Annotated in this window: 13 protein-coding genes and 1 pseudogene; all 14 read left to right on the top strand. The window is 71.8% G+C overall.

Annotated elements, in window-relative coordinates; genetic code table 11:
- Positions 1-112 precede the first annotated feature (112 nt).
- Positions 113-1,198, top strand: a pseudogene (locus DRB89_RS43650) (DegT/DnrJ/EryC1/StrS family aminotransferase); the annotation flags it as partial.
- Entirely contained in the window at positions 1,195-2,313 is a 1,119-nt protein-coding gene (locus DRB89_RS06070; protein WP_112449081.1) for a DegT/DnrJ/EryC1/StrS family aminotransferase, read from the top strand. The pseudogene DRB89_RS43650 and the gene DRB89_RS06070, both read left to right, overlap by 4 nt.
- A gap of 20 nt (positions 2,314-2,333) precedes the next feature.
- Complete coding sequence (locus DRB89_RS06075; RefSeq protein WP_112449082.1) at positions 2,334-3,146, top strand: class I SAM-dependent methyltransferase; 813 nt, start codon at positions 2,334-2,336, stop codon at positions 3,144-3,146.
- A gap of 19 nt (positions 3,147-3,165) precedes the next feature.
- Positions 3,166-4,122, top strand: a complete 957-nt coding sequence (locus DRB89_RS06080) for a UbiA family prenyltransferase (RefSeq protein ID WP_112449083.1) — start codon at positions 3,166-3,168, stop codon at positions 4,120-4,122.
- A 28-nt stretch (positions 4,123-4,150) separates the two neighbouring features.
- Positions 4,151-5,767 carry a class I adenylate-forming enzyme family protein gene (locus DRB89_RS06085; RefSeq protein WP_112449084.1) on the top strand — a complete coding sequence of 539 codons (1,617 nt, stop codon included), beginning with the start codon at positions 4,151-4,153 and terminating at the stop codon, positions 5,765-5,767.
- A gap of 57 nt (positions 5,768-5,824) precedes the next feature.
- Entirely contained in the window at positions 5,825-7,087 is a 1,263-nt protein-coding gene (locus DRB89_RS06090) for a nucleotide sugar dehydrogenase (protein WP_112449085.1), read from the top strand.
- Entirely contained in the window at positions 7,084-8,070 is a 987-nt protein-coding gene (locus tag DRB89_RS06095; RefSeq protein WP_162688484.1) for an NAD-dependent epimerase/dehydratase family protein, read from the top strand. The genes DRB89_RS06090 and DRB89_RS06095 overlap by 4 nt, the downstream gene beginning before the upstream one ends.
- Positions 8,067-9,638 carry an FAD-dependent monooxygenase gene (locus DRB89_RS06100; RefSeq protein ID WP_112449086.1) on the top strand — a complete coding sequence of 524 codons (1,572 nt, stop codon included), beginning with the start codon at positions 8,067-8,069 and terminating at the stop codon, positions 9,636-9,638. The genes DRB89_RS06095 and DRB89_RS06100 overlap by 4 nt, the downstream gene beginning before the upstream one ends.
- Positions 9,635-10,642 carry an alpha/beta hydrolase gene (locus DRB89_RS06105; RefSeq protein WP_112449087.1) on the top strand — a complete coding sequence of 336 codons (1,008 nt, stop codon included), beginning with the start codon at positions 9,635-9,637 and terminating at the stop codon, positions 10,640-10,642. Before DRB89_RS06100 ends, DRB89_RS06105 begins: the two co-directional genes overlap by 4 nt.
- A gap of 33 nt (positions 10,643-10,675) precedes the next feature.
- Complete coding sequence (locus DRB89_RS06110; RefSeq protein WP_112449088.1) at positions 10,676-12,916, top strand: MMPL family transporter; 2,241 nt, start codon at positions 10,676-10,678, stop codon at positions 12,914-12,916.
- A gap of 113 nt (positions 12,917-13,029) precedes the next feature.
- Positions 13,030-14,646: a class I adenylate-forming enzyme family protein gene (locus tag DRB89_RS06115; protein WP_112449089.1), complete on the top strand. Its 1,617-nt coding sequence runs from the start codon at positions 13,030-13,032 to the stop codon at positions 14,644-14,646.
- Between the two features lie 33 nt (positions 14,647-14,679).
- Positions 14,680-15,501, top strand: a complete 822-nt coding sequence (locus tag DRB89_RS06120; RefSeq protein ID WP_112449090.1) for a hypothetical protein — start codon at positions 14,680-14,682, stop codon at positions 15,499-15,501.
- Positions 15,494-16,828, top strand: a complete 1,335-nt coding sequence (locus DRB89_RS06125; protein WP_112449091.1) for an FAD-dependent oxidoreductase — start codon at positions 15,494-15,496, stop codon at positions 16,826-16,828. Before DRB89_RS06120 ends, DRB89_RS06125 begins: the two co-directional genes overlap by 8 nt.
- 189 nt (positions 16,829-17,017) lie before the next feature.
- The gene (locus DRB89_RS06130) at positions 17,018-17,611 is read left to right on the top strand and encodes a TetR-like C-terminal domain-containing protein (protein WP_112449092.1); all 594 of its coding nucleotides are present in this window, start codon (positions 17,018-17,020) and stop codon (positions 17,609-17,611) included.
- The last annotated feature ends 26 nt before the right edge of the window (positions 17,612-17,637 follow it).

Below are 17,637 nucleotides of genomic sequence, written 5' to 3' on the forward strand. Positions count from 1 at the left end.
GAAGAGTGTCGAAGTTCCCGCCGAGCCCGGCGGCCGCGAGCACCCGGGGGTGCCGTTCTTCACCCAGGCGGCCACCTTCGACGCACTGTGGCCGTCGATCAGCGCCCACGTGCAGGACGTCTTCGACCGCAACAAGTGGTCGCACGGCCGCAAGTGCCTGGAGTTCGAGCGCGCCGTCGCCGCCTACACCGGCGCCAAGCACGCCATCGCGGTCAACAACGGCACCGACGCCCTGGTCATCCTGCTGCGCGCCGCCGGAGTCCGGCGCGGCGACGAGGTCGTCGTCCCCGCCTTCACCTTCGCCGCGACCGCCACCACCGTCGCCGCCATCGGGGCCGTGCCCGTCTTCGCGGACATCGACCCCGTCACGTACGCCATGGACCCGCTCTCCTTCGAGAAGGCGATCACCGAGCGCACCCGGGCCGTGATGCCCGCCCACCTGTTCACCCAGCTCGCCGACATGGACGCGATCTCCGAGATCGCGGACCGGCACGGGATCACCGTCCTGGAGGACAGCGCCGAGGGCATCGGCATGCGCTGGAACGGCAAGCACGCGGGCCTGCTCGGCAGGGGCGGGGTGCTGTCCTTCTTCCCCACCAAGACGCTCGGCGCGATCGGCGACGCCGGGATGATCCTCACCGACGACGACGAGGTCGCCGAGACGGCGCAGATCCTGCGCCACCACGGCCGCATGGGCAAGACCATCGACCACATCGCCGGCATCTCCAACCTGTCGGGCGCCTCCGGCACCAACAGCAAGATGGACGACATCCAGGCCGCCGTGCTGATGGCCAAGCTGCCCCGCCTCGACGAGGACATCGCCGCCCGCGCGCGCCTCGCGCAGGCCTACCACGAGCGGCTGTCGGGCCTGCCCGGCATCCTGCGCCTGCCCACCGTCGTGGAGCGGGCGGTCCCCACCGACGCGGTCTTCTACGTGTACGAGATCGAGGTCGAGCGCCGCGACGAGCTGGTCGCCCACCTGGCCTCGCGGGGCATCGGCACCGAGACGTACTACCCGATCCCCCTGCACGTACAGCCCTGCTTCGCGCACCTGGGCTACGGACCGGGCGACTTCCCCGTGGCCGAGGCCGCCTGCGCGTCGGCCGTGGCCCTGCCCTTCTACCCCGACCTGACCGGGGAGCAGCTCGACACCGTCGTCGCCGCGATCCGGGACTTCTTCACCGGGAGCCAGTCGTGAACACCCTGCCCTTCTTCCCGCCGGACCTGTTCGAGGGTGACAAGGACGCCCTGCTCAAGGTGCTGTTCGACGTCGGCACCGATCCGGAGCAGCGCTTCATCCTCGGCCGCCGGACGGCCGAGTTCGAAGAGGAGATCAAGAAGGCGACCGGGGCCGGCGCGGTCCTCGCCTGCGGCAGCGGCACGGGCGCGCTGGAACTGGCCGTCGGCGCCCTGGACATCGGTCCGGGCGACGAGGTCATCGTCCCCGCCTTCTGCTGCCAGCCGGTGGCCTCCGCCGTGGTCAACGCCGGCGCCACCCCCGTCTTCGCCGACGTGGACCCGTGGACGATGGTCATGGACCCCGACCACACCGAGAGCCTGATCACCGAGCGCACCAAGGCGCTGATGCCCGCGCACCTGTTCTCGATCATGGCCGACATGCCGCGGTTCGCGGACATCTCCCGGCGCCACGGCATCCCGGTCATCGAGGACGCGGCGGTCGCCCAGGGCGCGGTCCTGGACGGTGTGCCCGCCGGCCGCTGGGGCACCCTCGGCGTCTTCTCCTTCTTCCAGGTCAAGGCCCTGGGCACGGCCGGCGAGGGCGGGGTGGTCCTGACGGACGACCCGGAACTGGCCACCGCCGTCAAGATGCTGCGCAACCACGGGCAGGACGGCGTCAACCGCTTCCTGCACCACCGCATCGGCCGCAACAGCCGCTTCGACGAGGTCCTCGCGGGCTTCCAGCTGCACCGGCTGGCCGGGTTCCCCGACCGCCTGGAGCGCCGGGCCCGGATCGCGGACTACTACACCGAGCGCTTCGCCGAGCTCCACGACGAGGACGTCAAGGCCCCGCCGGCCGGACGCAACGGCCGCTGCTACTACGTGTACTCGATCCAGGTCTCGCGGCGCGAGGACCTGCGCGCCTACCTGAGCGAGCACGGCATCGGCTCGCACGTCTACTACCCGACCCCGCTCCCGCTGCAGCCGGCCTTCGCCGCGTTCGCGCCGCAGGGCGCCGACTGGCCGAACGCGCGCCGGGCCAGCCGGTCCAACCTCGCGATCCCGGTCTGGCCGCACCTGACCGACGCCGAGGTCGAGCACATAGCCGACACGATCTGCGATTTCTTCGCCTAGGCCCAGGAGGACCAGGACCCATGACCGTCACCACGGAAGCGGACCAGCAGCAGGAGTACGTCTTCGACTCCGCCTGGGACAAGGAGACCGAGCGGCTGATCACCAACGAGGCCATCTGGGACCCCGGCACCTTCGAGCGCTTCGAGCGGCTCGGCGTCGGCCCCGGCTGGCACTGCCTGGAGGTCGGCTTCGGCTCCGGCTCAGCGGCCCGCCGCCTCGCGCACCTGGTCGGCCCCACCGGCCGGGTGGTCGCCGCCGACCTCAAGCCCGAGCGCCTGATCGACGAGCAGGACGAGACCCTGCGCGTGCTCCAGCTCGACCTGCGCGAGGACGAGCTGCCCGCCGCCGCCTTCGACCTCGTACACGCCCGCATGGTCATTCAGCACCTGCCCGAGCGCGAGGCCCTGATCGCCAAGCTGGTGGGCGCCCTCAAGCCCGGCGGCATCCTCTTCCTCGAGGACACCGACTCCTCGACCCTCTTCCGCAGCGCCCACTCCGAGGAGTTCCTCCAGGACGTGCGCGCCGCCGGATACGGGCTGATGCGCGAGGCCGGCCACGACCCGCGCGGCGGCCACGTCGACTACCACATCGCGCTGGGCACCGGCCTGGAGGACGTGCAGGCCGAGGGCCGCGTGGTCATGGTCGAGGGCGGCTCGGTGCAGGCCCGCCACTACCAGCTGTGGCTGGAGTTCATGGCCACCCGCATCACCGCCGGGGGCCTGGTGACCCGCGAGCGCATCGACGAGGCCATCGCGCAGATGGGCGACCCCGCCCACCACTGGCTCAGCCAGGTCCAGATCTCCACCACCGGCCGCAAGCCGCTCGGCAACTGAACCGGCGGAGGAAGAGGGCATGACCGACACCCTGGCACCCGCACCCCCGGCAGCGCCGCGGATGACCCGTCCGCGTGCCTACGCGCAGCTGGCCAAGCTGAGGTTCTTCGACTACTACCTGGCCGCGCTGGTCGTGTGGACGATGCTGCCGCCGGACGAGCGGCTGGACCCCCGGGTCCTGCTGACGCTGGTCGTGCTCACCCTCGGCTGGGTCGGCGTCTGCGCGTCGGCCGTCGCGTTCGACGACGTCACCGGCTTCCGGGACGGCAGCGACCTCGTCAACTACGACCCCGCGCAGGCGCAGTTGCGCAACCGTGAGCTCAAACCCCTGCTGGACGGACACCTGACGGTCCGCCAGGCCCTCGGGTTCGGCTACGCGGCCCTGCTCTTCGGCATCACCTGGGCGGTCCTGGGCGCCCTGATCGCACCGCACCGGCCGCTGTGGGCCCTGGCCCTGCTGCCGGTGCTGGTCGGCGGCAGCGTCCAGTACTCCTACGGCCTGCGGCTGAGCCACCGCTACGGGCAGGAACTGGTGCTCATCCTGAGCACCAGCCTGGTCGCGGTGATCCCCTTCGGCCTCGTCCACGGCGAGATGACCGGACTGGCCCTGCTGGAGTCCGTGCTCATCGGCCTGTGGAGCGTGCTCGTCTCGCTCTACTCCAACATCAACGACCGCGACGGCGACATCGCCTCCGGCCGCAAGAACCTCGCGACCATGCTGCGGCCGCCCGTCTACGCCGCCGTCATCGCCGCGTTCAGCCTCGCCGAGACCGCGGCGATCCTCTGGGCCTGCGCCGTCGGCGCCGTGCCCTGGTGGTTCCTCCTCGCGCTCGCCCCGGTGATCGCCCTGCGCGTCCACCAACTGCGCACCGGACTGCTCAAAGGGCAGGTCCTGGTCGCCCGCAAGCTCGGCGGCCAGGCCCACCGCCTCGGCGTGGCCCTGCTGCTCGTCGCCAACCTGCTCGCCGTCCGCTGACCCGACTTCCACGAAGACAAGGCTGGGTATGAAGAAGAACCTGCGACCCAAGAACCTGGGCGCGCTGTTCGAGGCATACGCCGACGCGGACGTGCCGGCATGGCACCTCGACCGGCCCTTCGACATCGCTCCCGACGCCGGCCGCCAGTACGACGGGGCCCGCCTCGCCTCGCTCGTCGCCGACATGTCCGGCCGGCTGCGCCTGGCCGGCCTGCGCCGCGGCGACCGGCTCGCCATCATCAAGGAGAACCACCACGACGTGGTGCTCCTGGCCGCGGCCGCCGCCCGCATCGGGGCACTGCCCGCCATGATCTCGGCCACCAACGCCCCCGGCGTACTGGCCCAGATGATGGAGCGGTTCGCCCCGCGCGTCCTGATCGCCTCCGACTCCGTGCTCGCCGCGGCCGTCAAGGAGGGGGTGCTGCTCACCGGTCCCGGGACCCAGGTGATCTCCATCGACGGGGACGTCTCGCTCGCCCCCGACGCCGTCGGCCTCGCCGACCTCAGCGGCGCGGACGTGCCGCCGGTGGACCTGCGCGGCCGGGACGAGCCGATGATCTGCACGCACACCTCGGGGACCACCGGCGTCCCCAAGCTGGTGGTGCACTCCCCGAACACCCTGCTCGGCGTCCTCACCAAGCTGGAGACGATGCCGATCCCGGGGCTGGCGGTGCGTCCCGACGACGTGTTCGCCTCCTGCATCGCCTTCGTCCACGGACGCGCCATCACCTGGACCTTCGCCCAGATGGCCCGCCCGCCGCAGAAGGTGGTCATCCTCGCCGGCTCCGAGCCGGAGACCGCCGCCGCGATGCTCGCCGAGCACCGCCCGACGATCCTCGAGGCCTGCCCGAACATCTACCAGCGCTGGGAGCCGCTCACCGAGTCCCACCCGGCGGCGTTCAAGCGGGTGCGCGCGTACCTCAACACCTTCGACGCCATCCACCCGCCGACCGTCCGGAAGTTCATGGAGGCCAGCGACGTCCGCCGGCCCGTGTGGGGACAGGTCTGGGGCCAGAGCGAGACCGGCCCGGTGGCCATGGCCGTCTACTCCCGCAACAAGATCCGCAAGAACGCCGGCGCCCTGGATCCGGTGACCAACGTGGTCGGCCGCCCGGTCCCGTTCGTCACGCAGGTCAAGGTCGTCGACCCGGAGACCCGCAAGCCGGTGCCCGCCGGGGAGCAGGGCGTCGTGCTCGTCCGCACCAAGGGCCTGTGCCTGACCTACCTCGGCGAGGACGACCGGCACCAGGAGAAGGCCTGGGACGGCTGGTGGAACACCGGTGACATGGGTGTGCGCTCACGCACCGGCAACCTGCGCATCGTCGACCGCGAGGTCGACCTGATCCCCGGGGTCAGCGGCATCGAGCTGGAGTCGATCCTCCTCGAACGCCTGGAGCGCGCCACCGAGGTCATCGTCCTCGGCGACCCCGGCGGCCTGCCCGTCCCGGTCATCAGCCTGTCCGGACCGGACCTCACCGACCAGGAGTGGGCCGCGGCCACCCGCGACCTGCCCGAGCTCGCCGAGCCGCGGGTCATCGCCTGGGAGGACTTCCCGCGCACCGGCACCTGGAAGGTGCGCCGCTTCGACCTGCGCCAGCGCGTCCTGGAGTCCCAGGAAACCTTCGGCACCGGTCTCTGGACCTGATCCGCCGGTCAACCCACCCTCAACGGCCACCCACCCGGCCACCAAAGGAACGGACAGATGGCAAAGATCGTCATCATGGGACAGGGCTACGTCGGCCTGCCCCTTGCGATGCTCGCCGCCGAGGCGGGCCACACGGTCGTCGGCTTCGACGTCAGCGAGGAGCGCGTCAAGCGCATCGCGGCCGGCGAGTCCTTCGTCGAGGACGTCGCCCCCGAGCGGCTCCAGGCGGTCCTGGACTCCGGGGCCTACCGCCCCACCACCGAGGAGCGCGAGCTCGGCGGCTTCGACGTCGCCGTGATCAGCGTCCCCACCCCGCTGCGCGAGGGCGTGCCCGACCTCAGCCACATCGAGTCGGCCGCCCGCATCCTCGGCCGCTTCCTGCGCCAGGGCGCCACGATCGTCCTGGAGTCCACGACCTACCCCGGTACGACCGAGGAGCTCGTCGCGCCGATCCTGGAGGAGTTCTCGGGCCTGACCGCGGGCACCGACTTCCACCTCGGCTACAGCCCCGAGCGCATCGACCCGGGCAACCGGACCTGGACGCTGGAGCGCACCCCCAAGGTGGTCTCCGGCATCGACGAGGCCTCCCTCGCCGCGATCGACACCTTCTACGCCGGGCTGATCGACACCACCGTCCCGGTCGGCTCCCCGAAGGTCGCCGAGCTCACCAAGCTCGTCGAGAACACCTTCCGGCACGTCAACATCGCCCTCGTCAACGAGCTCGCGATGTACGCGCACACCCTCGGCATCGACGTGTGGGAGGCCATCGACGCCGCGGCCACCAAGCCGTTCGGCTTCATGAAGTTCACCCCCGGCCCCGGCGTCGGCGGCCACTGCCTGCCCGTGGACCCGGTCTACCTGTCCTGGCAGGTGGAGCGGAAGGTCGGCCGCCTCTTCCGCTTCGTCGAGCTCGCCAACCACATCAACGACCACATGCCCGGATACGTCGTCCAGCGGCTCATCTACGGCTTCAACGAGCGCGGCCGGGCCCTGAAGGGCGCCCGCGTCCTGCTGCTGGGCCTCGCCTACAAGCCCGACACCGGCGACGCCCGCGAATCGCCCGCCACCCGCGTCGTCGAGGGCCTGCTGCGCCTGGGCGCCGAGGTCCGCGCGGTCGACCCGCACGTCGTCGAGGGCCACGGGGTCGACCCGCGCCTGGCGCGCGTCGAGCTCACCGCGCAGGAAGTCGCGGACGCCGACGCCGTCGTCCTGCTCACCGACCACTCGGCGTTCGACCTCGAACTGGTCGCGCAGCACGCCGCGTACGTCCTCGACTGCCGGCGGAAGATCCCCGCCGGCCCGACGGTCGAGCACCTGTGAGCACCCCTCGGCAGCGGGTCCTGGTCACCGGCGCCACCGGCTTCGTCGGCGGCGCGGTCACCCGCGCCCTGCTCGCGGCCGGCCGCGAGGTGACCGCCCTGGTCCGCGACCCGGCCTCGGCCGCCGCCGCGGACCTGGCCGCCGCCGGGGCAATCCCGCACGCCGGCGACATGCTGCGGCCGGGCTCGTACACCGGGCTCGTCGAGCAGCACGACGCCGTCGTGCACGCGGCGCAGCAGCGCGTCACCGGGCGGCTGACCCCCACCCGGCTGGCGGGCCTGCGCACCGCGGACCGGGTCATGACCTCGGCGCTCGCCGAGGCCTGCCTGCGCCACGGCAGCAGGCTGCTCTACACCGGCGGCGCCTACGTGTACGGGGACCACGGCAACCGGTGGATCGACGAGTCCACCCCGCACACCCCGGCCCCGCTGGGCGTCGGCCACGCGGCCGGGGCCGCCCTGCTGCGTTCGCTGGCCGGGCGGGGGCTCGACGCCGTCACGCTCCACCCCGGGTTCGTCTACGGGCCCTGCGGCAACTTCAAGACCGCCTTCCTCGACCGGATCCGCTCCGGGCGGCTGCGCCACATCGGCGACGGCCGCGCCTACTGGAGCTGCGTCCACGTCGAGGACCTCGCGGCCGGATACGTGGCCGCACTGGACCGGGCGCCCGCGGGCGGCTCGTACAACCTCGTCGACGACGAGCCGCTGCGGATCGCCCAGTTCACCGCGCGGATCGCGTTCGCCACCGGCGTGCGCAAGGTCTCGGGCGTACCGCGCCCGCTCGCCGCGCTCGCCCTTGGCGGGGCCGTCGCGGCCTCGCTGACCACCTCGTACCGCGTTTCCAACCGCCGCGCCCGCACCGAGCTCGGCTGGAGCCTTGTCCACCCCACCGTGGCGGACGGCCTGCCCACGGTCCTCGGGGACCTCGCGGCCCGCCCCAGGGCCGCGGCCGCCACCACGCACGCAGGAGGGAGCAGCCGATGAGTCCGACCACAGCGGTCCCCGGCACCGACACCGGCGAGGGCCACGCCGTCGTCATCGGATCGAGCCTCGCCGGGCTCACCGCGGCCGCCGCCCTGGCCCGCACCATGGACCGGGTCACGGTCATCGAGCGCGACCGGCTCCCGGACGGCCCGCAGTGGCGCCGGGGCGTGGCCCAGTCCCGGCACGCCCACAACCTGATGGCCGCCGGCCACCAGGGGCTGGAGCGGCTGTTCCCGGGCATCGAACGCGAGCTGATCGCCGGCGGCATGGTCCGCGTCCGCATGCCCGAGGACATCCTGCTGATGGCCCCCGGCGGCTGGATCCCGCGCTTCGACACCGGCCTGTCGATGATGACCGGCACCCGCGACGTCATCGACTCGGTCGTCCGCGAACGGCTGCGCACCGACCCGAAGGTCACCTTCCTGCAGGAGCACGAGGTGGTCTCCCTCCAGGCCGGGCCCGGATCCACCGTCGCCGGTGTCCGGGTGCGCGGCAGGGACGGCGCGGCCCCGGCCGGCTGGGGCGCCGAGCGGTTCATCGCCGCCGCCTTCACCGTCGACGCCTCGGGCCGCAAGTCCCGGGCCCCCGAATGGCTCGCGGAGCTGGGCTACGAGGCTCCGCGCGAGACCGTCGTCGACGCGCAGACCGCCTACGCCACCGCGGTGTTCGCCCCTCCGGCCGGCCATGCCGCCGACTGGACGTGCATGCTGCTGATGGCCACCCCCGACAATCCGCGCCAGGGCATCCTCAACCCCATCGAGGACGGCAAGTGGATGGTGTCGGTGTCCGTCAGTGGCGGGCAGCGCCCGCCCACCGACCTCGACGGCTTCCTGCGCGCCGTCAAGTCCCTGCGCGATCCCGTCCTGTTCGAGGCCGTCCGGGACGCAACCCTGCTGGGCCGCATCCACGGCTCGGGCCGCACCGAGAACCGCTGGCGCCACTACGAGAAGCTGCGCCGCGCCCCCGACCGGTTCCTGGTCGTCGGCGACGCGATGGCCGCCTTCAACCCCTCCTACGGGCAGGGCATGTCGGTCGCCGTCCAGGGCGCGCTGGTCCTCGACCGGATGCTGCGCGACCACGGCGCCGCCCCCGGTCTGGCCGGGCGGCTGCGCAAGGCGCTGGCCAGGCAGGCCGCCGGGGCGTGGCAGATCGCCACCACCTCCGACCTCAAGTACCCGTGGGCCGCCGAGGTGTCCCCGCCCGACCTGCAGACCCGCATCGCGCAGTGGTACGTCGACAAGGTCGCCGCGGTGGCCCCGGTCAACCGTGCCGCCGCCACCGTGATCCTCGAACTGGGCCAGCTGCTGGTCACACCGACCGCGGCCTTCCGGCCCAAGGTCCTGGCCGCGGCCCTGCGCGGGCCGCGCCGGCCCGTTCCCTCCGCCCCGCCGAGCACCACGCACGGCGCGGCCGCCCGCACCTCCCCGGTGGGGGCCCTCACCCCTTCTTCCGGACCGCGGGCCGCGAGCTCCTCCGCACGGCCGCCCCAGGGCGGGCCGGGTGCGCGGGACGCGACGCCGCTCGCCGACATCGTTCCGATCCACGGCAGTTCAAGGAGAACCCGATGACCACGACCTCCATCCGCCCCGCGGACCTGGACGCGGCCCCGGCCCCGGCCGCGTCCGGCGGCACGGTCCGCGAGGACCTGACCTTCACCGTGCGCCCCGCCGCGGCGCCGGAGACCGAGTGGCGGCTCCGCGGCGAGCTGCTGATCCCCGAGCAGGGGTCCGACACCGTCCAGGTGCTGCTGGCGGGCCTCACCTACGACCGCCGCTACTGGACCGTGCCCGGCGCGTACGACTACGCCGCCCACATGCTGGCCGCCGGCTACGCGGTGCTGCTCCTCGACCGCCTCGGCACCGGCGCCAGCAGCCGCCCGGCAGCCGTCGACGTCACCGTCGACAGCAACGTCGAGACCATCCACCACGTCATCCAGGAGCTCCGCTCCGGCACCCCCGCCGGGCACTCCTTCGCCAAGGTCGTCTCCGTCGGCCACTCCTTCGGCTCCGGCCTGGCCATCGTCGAGGCCGCCCGCCACGCGGACGTGGACGCCCTGGTCGTCACCGGCATGCTGCACACCACGGCGCCGCTGTACGACGAGGTCATCAACTTCTTCCACCCGGGCGCCGAGGACCCGGTCATCGCCGACCCGGACCTGCCGCAGTGGTACATGACCCAGCGCCCGGGCCTGCGCGCCCGGATGCTCGAGCACGCGCAGGGCATCGACCCGGAGCTGTCGGCGCACGACGAGCTCATCAAGGCCACCGCCACCCTCGGCGAGGGCGAGAGCCTGCCCCAGACCTACCTGCCCGAGTACTCGCTCGCGGTCAAGGTTCCCGTGCTCCTCGTGGTCGGTGAGCACGACGCGCTGTTCAGCAGCGCGGACGTCGGCTTCGCCGCCGACAGCGCGGCCGTGCACGCCTTCGAAGAGGGCTTCTACGGCCCCGAGGCGGAGCTGGAGACCCACGTCATCCCGGCGACCGGTCACTCCCTCAACGTGCACCGCACCGCACCCGAGGCCTACGCGATCACCTCGCGCTGGCTGAACCGAAAGCTCTCCGCGTCCGCATGACGTCGGAGTTACGTTCCGAAAAAGGGGAATCCCATGTTTGAGAGTCTTTCCCGCGTCCTTCTCAATTCGCCAAAGAAGGTGCTGCTCTGGACCTTGCTCGTCGTCCTCCTCGCCGGAGGCGCGGCGGGCGGTCTGCAGAAGCGCCTCACGATGGGTGGATACGAGTCCACCGGAACCGAGTCCTTCAAGGCCGCGGCCGAGCTGGGTGAGACCTTCAAGCAGGGTGAACCCAACCTGCTCCTGCTGGTGAAGGACGAGCGCGGGGTCGACGACCCCGCGGTCGCCGCCGCGGGCGCCGCCCTCACCGAGAAGATCGCCGGCGAGGCCGAGATCTCCAACGTGGTCTCCTACTGGACCTCGGGCAAGGCCCCGGCCCTGCGCGCCAAGTCGGGCAACCAGGCCCTCGTACTGGGCCGGGTCAACGGTGACTTCGACGAGGTCATCGCCCGGATCAAGGAGATCGACAAGGAGTACACGGGCAAGGTCGAGGGGCTGGAGGTGAAGACCGGCGGCTCCGCGATGATGTGGCTGGAGAACACCACCCAGTCCAACGAGGACAGCGCCAAGGCCGACTCCATGGTCTTCCCGCTCGTGCTCCTCGTCCTCGTGATCATCTTCGGCAGCGTGATCGCCGCCCTGCTCCCGCTGGCCGTCGCCATGAGCGCGATGCTGCTGTCGATGGGCGTGCTGTTCGGCGTCACCATGTTCAGCGAGACCTCCAGCATGGTCATGAGCACCACGACCTTCCTGGGGCTCGGCCTGGGCATCGACTACAGCCTCCTCTTCGTCACCCGCTACCGAGAGGAACTGCGGCGCGGCAAGGAGATCAACGAGGCCATCCGCGCCACCATGCACACCGCCGGCCGCACGGTGCTCTTCTCCGCGCTGACGGTCGCGGTCGCCTTCCTCGGCCTGTTCGCACTGCCCTTCACGATGCTGCGCTCGCTGGCCTTCGGCTGCATCGCCACCGCGCTGCTCGCCGCCGGCTCGACGATCGTGCTGGTCCCGGCCCTGCTCAAGTGGATCGGGCCGCGCATCGACAAGTGGAAGATCATCAAGCGCAAGGAGAACCCCGCCAAGGACGGCGGCGGCTTCTGGCACACCACCTCGACCGCGGTCATGAAGCGCCCGGTCCTGGTCACCGTGCTCGTCCTCGCCTTCGTCGTCCTGCTCGGCCTGCCGGCCGCGAACATGAACGTGCGCCTGCCCGACGAGAGCGTGCTGCCCGCCGACGCCAAGTCGGCCCAGGTGGCCGCGCAGCTCAAGGCGGACTTCGACTCCCGCGAGCAGCAGCCCCTGCAGATCGTCGCCGTCGGCAGCGGTGACCCGAAGTCCAAGACGGCCGAGATCGGCTCCTACGCCGAGCAGCTGTCCGCGCTCCCCGGCGTGACCCGCGTCGACGCCCTCACCGGCTCCTACACCGGCGGCAAGCTGGTCACCGGGCCCACCGAGGCCAACGGCCGCTTCGCCGCCGCCGATTCCACCTTCCTGTCCCTCATCCCGGCCGTGGACCCGTACGGCGACAAGGGCGACGAGCTCGTCCAGGACGTCCGTGGCGCGAAGGCCCCCTTCGACGTCAAGGTCGGCGGCCCCGCGGCCGTCAGCGTCGACACCTTCGACCAGCTCGAGGACACCCTTCCGGTGGCCGCCCTCATCCTGTTCGTCGGCATGTTCGTCCTGCTCTTCCTGCTCACCGGAAGCGTGCTGCTGCCGATCAAGGCGATGCTCCTCACCGGCCTGAGCCTGTCCGCCACCTTCGGCGCCCTCGTCTTCATCTTCCAGGACGGCCACCTCAAGGGACTGGTCGGCGACTTCATCGTGACCGGCGCCATCACCTGGACCGTGCCGGTGATGCTCTTCACGATCGCCTTCGCCCTGTCCATGGACTACGAGGTGTTCATGCTGTCCCGGATCAAGGAGGAGTACGACCGCACCGGTGACAACGAGCTGGCGGTCGCCTCCGGTCTGGAGCGCGTCGGCAAGGTCGTCACCTACGCGGCCCTGCTGCTCTCGCTGGTCTTCGTGGTCCTGGTCACCTCGGGCATCAGCTACATGAAGGCGATCGGCCTCGGCCTGACCCTCGCCATCGTCATGGACGCCACCATCATCCGCGGCGCGCTGCTGCCCGCCACGATGAAGCTGATGGGACGCGCCAACTGGTGGGCCCCCGGCCCGCTGCGCAAGCTGCACCAGCGCTTCGGCCTCCACGAGGGCGAAGAGCCGCCGGCGAACGGCGCGAACGCCGCGGCGCCGCTGGCCTCCAACACCCGCTGACGACCCTGGTCGTGCTCTGTGCCTCGCCGCCCGGGAGACCGGGCGGTGGGGCACAGGGCGGACCCCGGCCCCGCGGTCGGCGGCATCCACCTCTGTCTCCTGGGAGAAACAACATGAGTACATCCCGGACCTCCAACATCGGTCTGCTGTTCGACCTGCACGCGGAGGCGCGGCACCAGACGGTCATGCTGCTCGACCGCCCCTTCGACATCGCCCCCGAGGGCGGCATCCGGCACGACGCCGCCTCCCTCGCCGAGACCGTGCGCCGCGCGGCCGCCTGGCTGTACGCGGCCGGTGCCCGCCGGGGCGACCGGATCGCGATCGTCAAGCGCAACCACTACGACACCCTCATGCTCGCCGCCGGCGCCGCCCGGATCGGCGTGCTGCCCGCCCAGCTCGCGCCGCTGAAGAACGTCGCCTCCATCCGCTCGATGATCGACAACCTCAAGCCGCAGCTGATCGTGGCCGGCGCCGAGGAGCTGGACCGCGCCTACCGGGCCGGGATCAACCTGGCCGACCCCGGCGTACGGGTCGTGGTGATCGGCAGACCCGAGGAGCCGCTGCCCCCGAACTCCGTCTCGCTGGACGACCTGCGGGGAGCCGCCGAGGCCCCCGTCGACCTCGTCCCCGACGAGGAGCCGATGATCATCACCCACAGCTCCGGCACCACCGGCGTCCCCAAGCTGGTGGTCAACTCGGGCCGCACCATCCTGGGCCTCGCCAGCCGCCTGGAGCGCATCCGCTTCCCCGTCGTCGCGAGCAGGCGCACCGACATCGTCGGCTCTTCCGTGACCTTCGCGCACGCCCGCAACGTCTCCTGGACCGCCGGCCAGTTCGCGCTCGCGCCCAAGGCCCTCGTGGTGATCTCCGACCCGTCCGTCGAGAACGCCGCCCGCGCCCTGGAGGACTACAAGCCGACCACGCTCGAGGCGTGCCCCAACATCTTCCAGCGCTGGGAGGAGCTCGCCGACGACCGGCCCGAGCTGTTCCGCCAGGTCCGGCTCTTCGCCGGCACCTTCGACGCCGTCCACCCGCGCACCGTCCGCAAGTTCCTCGCCGCCTCGGGCCACAAGCGCGTCATCTGGGGCCAGGGCTGGGGCCAGAGCGAGGTCGGACCGGTCTGCATCGCGTGGTTCACCCGGCGCAAGGTCGAGAAGACCGACTCTCCCACCGCCATCACCAACGACCTCGGCCGGCCCGTGCCGATCCTGGCCAAGGTCAAGGTCGTCGATCCGGACACCGGCCGCACCCAGCCGCGGGGCAAGCCCGGCATCCTCATGGTCGCCTCGGGCGGCCGCTGCCTCACCTACCTCGGTGAGGAGGACCGCCACGAGATGAAGCTCGACGGCAAGTGGTGGAACACCGGGGACGTCGGCGTCAGGGGCCGCTTCGGCAAGCTGCGCCTCGTCGACCGCGAGGTCGACACCATCCCCGGCGGCAGCAGCATCGAGGTGGAGAGCGTCCTGCTCGACCGTCTCGACAAGGCCATCGACGTGACCGTGCTCGGCGTGCACGGCCAACTCCCCGTCCCCGTGCTGTCCATGAGGGACGGACACCTCGACGAGGGTGAGTGGCTCCGCGCCACCCAGGGGCTGCCCCCGCTGGCCGAGCCCGTCCTCGTCCGCTGGGAGGACGTTCCGCGCACCGCCACCTGGAAGGTGCGCCGACTCGAACTGCTGGAGCAGGTACTCGGCGAGAAGCGATCCGTCGGCACCGGCCGCTGGACCTGACACCCGCCGGACAAGAAAGGAAAGACCGAGCACATGGACGGAATCGTCCTCATCGAATTCATGACCAACCCGCCGGCGATGCACACGCCGAGAGAGGTCCCCGACTGGTTCTACTGGCCGCTGGAGATGTTCCAGGGCCTGGCGTGGATCTACGCGTACGTGGCGCTGATCCGGCGGGCGTCCGTGGACAAGCACGTCGGCATGCCGCTCGGCGCGCTGGCCCTCAACTTCGGCTGGGAGCTCACCTACGGGTTCGTCCTGCCGACACCCGAGGTCCAGAAGTGGATGCTCGTCGCCTGGTTCGGCCTCGACGTCATCATCCTCGCCCAGGCGCTGAAGTACGGCCGCAAGGAGTTCCCCAGGATCCGGCCGAAGCTGTACACGGCGGTGGTCCTGGGCCTGGTCGGATACGCGACGCTCTTCCACGTCCTGCTGGGACGCGAGTTCGCCGACTTCTACGGCATCTACGGAGCCATGGGGATCAACGTCTTCATGAGCGCGGCCTACATCGGCCTGCTCCGCAAGCGCCGTTCCACCAAGGGTCAGTCGATGGGCGTGGCGCTCTCCAAGCTGCTGGGCACCTTCACCGTCACCATCATGTTCGCCGGGCAGTTCCCCGACCGCTGGCTGCTGCCCTTCTTCGGCTTCACCATCCTGGTCCTGGACCTGACGTACATGACGCTCCTGCGCCGCCAGTTCTTGGCCGAGGGCCGCCGGCCCTGGTCCGGGAAGCTCGCCGCCGGCCCCGTTGCCGGCCCCGTTGCCGGTACTGGTCCCGCACCGGCCGCCGAGCCCGTCCGTGAGAACCCTCCGGTCCCGGCGGGGGCCCACTCGCTGAGGAGCAGCAATGTCTGATCTCGACGTCGCCGTCGTCGGAGCGGGAATCGCCGGTCTGACCACCGCCCACCGCCTCGCCCAGGCCGGCTACCGGGTGGAGGTCTTCGAGTCCGAGTCCGAAGCCGGCGGACGCATGCGCTGCGGCCGCATCGACGGCTACACGATCGACCGCGGCGCCGAGACGCTCGCCCCCTTCGGCTACCCCTCCACCTGGGAGCTCATCCGCGAGCTCGGCCTGCAGGAGTCCGGCGACGTCCACCGCATCAGGCCCCCCGTGGCCCTGTGGCGCGACGGCCGGGCCTTCCCGTGGCTGGGGCACCCGCTGTCCGCGCTCTCCAGGGCCGGACTCTCCCCGGCCGCGTGGGGGCAGATGCTGCGCCTGATGGCGAAGGCCGGCCGCAAGGGCGCCCTGGACCCGGAGCACCCCGAGGACTCGATCTTCGGCACCAGCACCGTCACCGAGCTGGGCCGCGAGTACCACCCCGAGCTCGTGGACCGGATGCTCGAGCCGATCTCCGCCTCCGCCTTCGGCTGGACCCCCGAGCGCTCCACGGCCGCCCCACTGATGGCGATCATGCTCGGCACCAAGGGCATCCTGCGCTGGCGGACGTACAAGCACGGCCAGGACACCATGGCCCGCAAGCTCGCCGAGCGGCTCACCGTGCACGTGGGCAAGCGCGTGAGCACCGTCAAGGAGGACGGCACCGGGGCGCGGCTGATGTTCGAGGACGGCACCGACGTCACCGCCAGGGCCGTCGTGGTCACCCTGCCCTCCCCGCAGATCACGTCCATCTACCCGGACGTCCCCGACGAGGAGCGGGCGTTCCTCGAGGCCTCCACCTTCTCGCCGGTGATGCGCGTCGCCTGCATGCTCGACCGGCCGCTCGAACCGCGCCGCACGACCTTCGGGCCCAAGCTGTACGCGGCGCTGATCGCCCGGGGCGAGAGCCCGCTGCTGGCGGGCTGCACCGTCGAGCACAACAAGTGCCCCGAGCGGGCGCCGGCCGGCAAGGGCCTGGTGTCCCTGCTCATCTCGCCCCGCCGGGTCCCCGGCCTCTTCGAGGCGAGCGACGAGGACGTCTCGCGCCTGGTCCTCGAAGAGGGGGAGCGGCTTCTCATCGACGGGCTCCAGGAGGCGTGCGTCGGCACGGACGTCATCCGCTGGAAGCACGCGCTGCCGGACGCGCCGCCCGAGGCGCTCGCGCTGCGCAAGCGATTCATCCAGCGCGCCCCCGGACCGATCGAGTACGCGGGCGACTGGCTGTACCTGCGGCCGAGCAGCGAGGCGGCCATCGCCTCGGCGAAGCTCGCGGTACCGCGCGTACGGGCGCTGCTGGAGCGCTGACCGACCTGACGGTCAACGGCTCCGGCATGCGCGGGGCGGCCGGATCCCGATCCTCGGGGTCCGGCCGCCCGCGTGTGCGGGCGTACGACGTGACCTGCGCGAACCCTCCGGTGGAGACTCCCTGTCTGACAGGTTCTTGCCACAGGCGCGGACGCTCCCGCGCGAAGGCCCCGACCTAGGCTCGCCGGTATGCCGAATCTGGAGCAGTCCACCGCAGCAGTGATAGGTCCCGAGGCTCAGGAAGCGGTCTTCGCCGCCGTCCTGGAGCTGTGCGCGGAGCGCACGTACCGGGAGTTCGACCTCGGCGACATCGCCGCCCGCGCGGACGTCGACGAGCGGCTCATCAGCGCCCGCTGGCCCGCGAAGAGCTTCGTCGTGGTGGAGACCCTGCTGCGCACCGTCGCACCCCACATGGTCTTCCCCCGCACCGGTGACATCGCCGCCGACCTCGAGGCGCAGCTCACCGCCGTGGTCGAGCTGTTCGCCGCCCCGGGCATCGGCCCGCACCTGGCGGCCCTGGCCGCCGAGGCGAACACCGACGAGCGGCTCGCCGGCTTCTTCCTCAAGCACGTCTTCGGGCCCAACCGCACGGTCGCCCGCGCCCGCTTCGAGCTCGCGCAGGAGCAGGGCCAGGTCCGCGCCGACATCGACCTCGACACCGCGGTCGACCTGGTCTTCGGCCCCATCTGGTTCCGCCTGCTGCTGGGCACCGGCCCGCTGGACAAGGCGCTCGCCGGCCACCTCGCCGAGCACGCCCTGGCCGGGCTCGCGGCCCGCCCGTAGGCCGCGGCGTCACGACCCGCCGGGCC

Source organism: Streptomyces sp. ICC4 (genome assembly GCF_003287915.1).
Classification (GTDB): domain Bacteria; phylum Actinomycetota; class Actinomycetes; order Streptomycetales; family Streptomycetaceae; genus Streptomyces; species Streptomyces tritrimontium.

What these genes read in the sequence shown, in the direction of transcription:
- DRB89_RS06075 (WP_112449082.1), top strand. Translation starts at nt 2,334, where the DNA reads ATGACCGTCACCACGGAAGCGGACCAGCAGCAGGAGTACGTCTTCGAC.
- DRB89_RS06080 (WP_112449083.1), top strand. Translation starts at nt 3,166, where the DNA reads ATGACCGACACCCTGGCACCCGCACCCCCGGCAGCGCCGCGGATGACC.
- DRB89_RS06085 (WP_112449084.1), top strand. Translation starts at nt 4,151, where the DNA reads ATGAAGAAGAACCTGCGACCCAAGAACCTGGGCGCGCTGTTCGAGGCA.
- DRB89_RS06090 (WP_112449085.1), top strand. Translation starts at nt 5,825, where the DNA reads ATGGCAAAGATCGTCATCATGGGACAGGGCTACGTCGGCCTGCCCCTT.
- DRB89_RS06100 (WP_112449086.1), top strand. Translation starts at nt 8,067, where the DNA reads ATGAGTCCGACCACAGCGGTCCCCGGCACCGACACCGGCGAGGGCCAC.
- DRB89_RS06105 (WP_112449087.1), top strand. Translation starts at nt 9,635, where the DNA reads ATGACCACGACCTCCATCCGCCCCGCGGACCTGGACGCGGCCCCGGCC.
- DRB89_RS06110 (WP_112449088.1), top strand. Translation starts at nt 10,676, where the DNA reads ATGTTTGAGAGTCTTTCCCGCGTCCTTCTCAATTCGCCAAAGAAGGTG.
- DRB89_RS06115 (WP_112449089.1), top strand. Translation starts at nt 13,030, where the DNA reads ATGAGTACATCCCGGACCTCCAACATCGGTCTGCTGTTCGACCTGCAC.
- DRB89_RS06120 (WP_112449090.1), top strand. Translation starts at nt 14,680, where the DNA reads ATGGACGGAATCGTCCTCATCGAATTCATGACCAACCCGCCGGCGATG.
- DRB89_RS06125 (WP_112449091.1), top strand. Translation starts at nt 15,494, where the DNA reads ATGTCTGATCTCGACGTCGCCGTCGTCGGAGCGGGAATCGCCGGTCTG.
- DRB89_RS06130 (WP_112449092.1), top strand. Translation starts at nt 17,018, where the DNA reads ATGCCGAATCTGGAGCAGTCCACCGCAGCAGTGATAGGTCCCGAGGCT.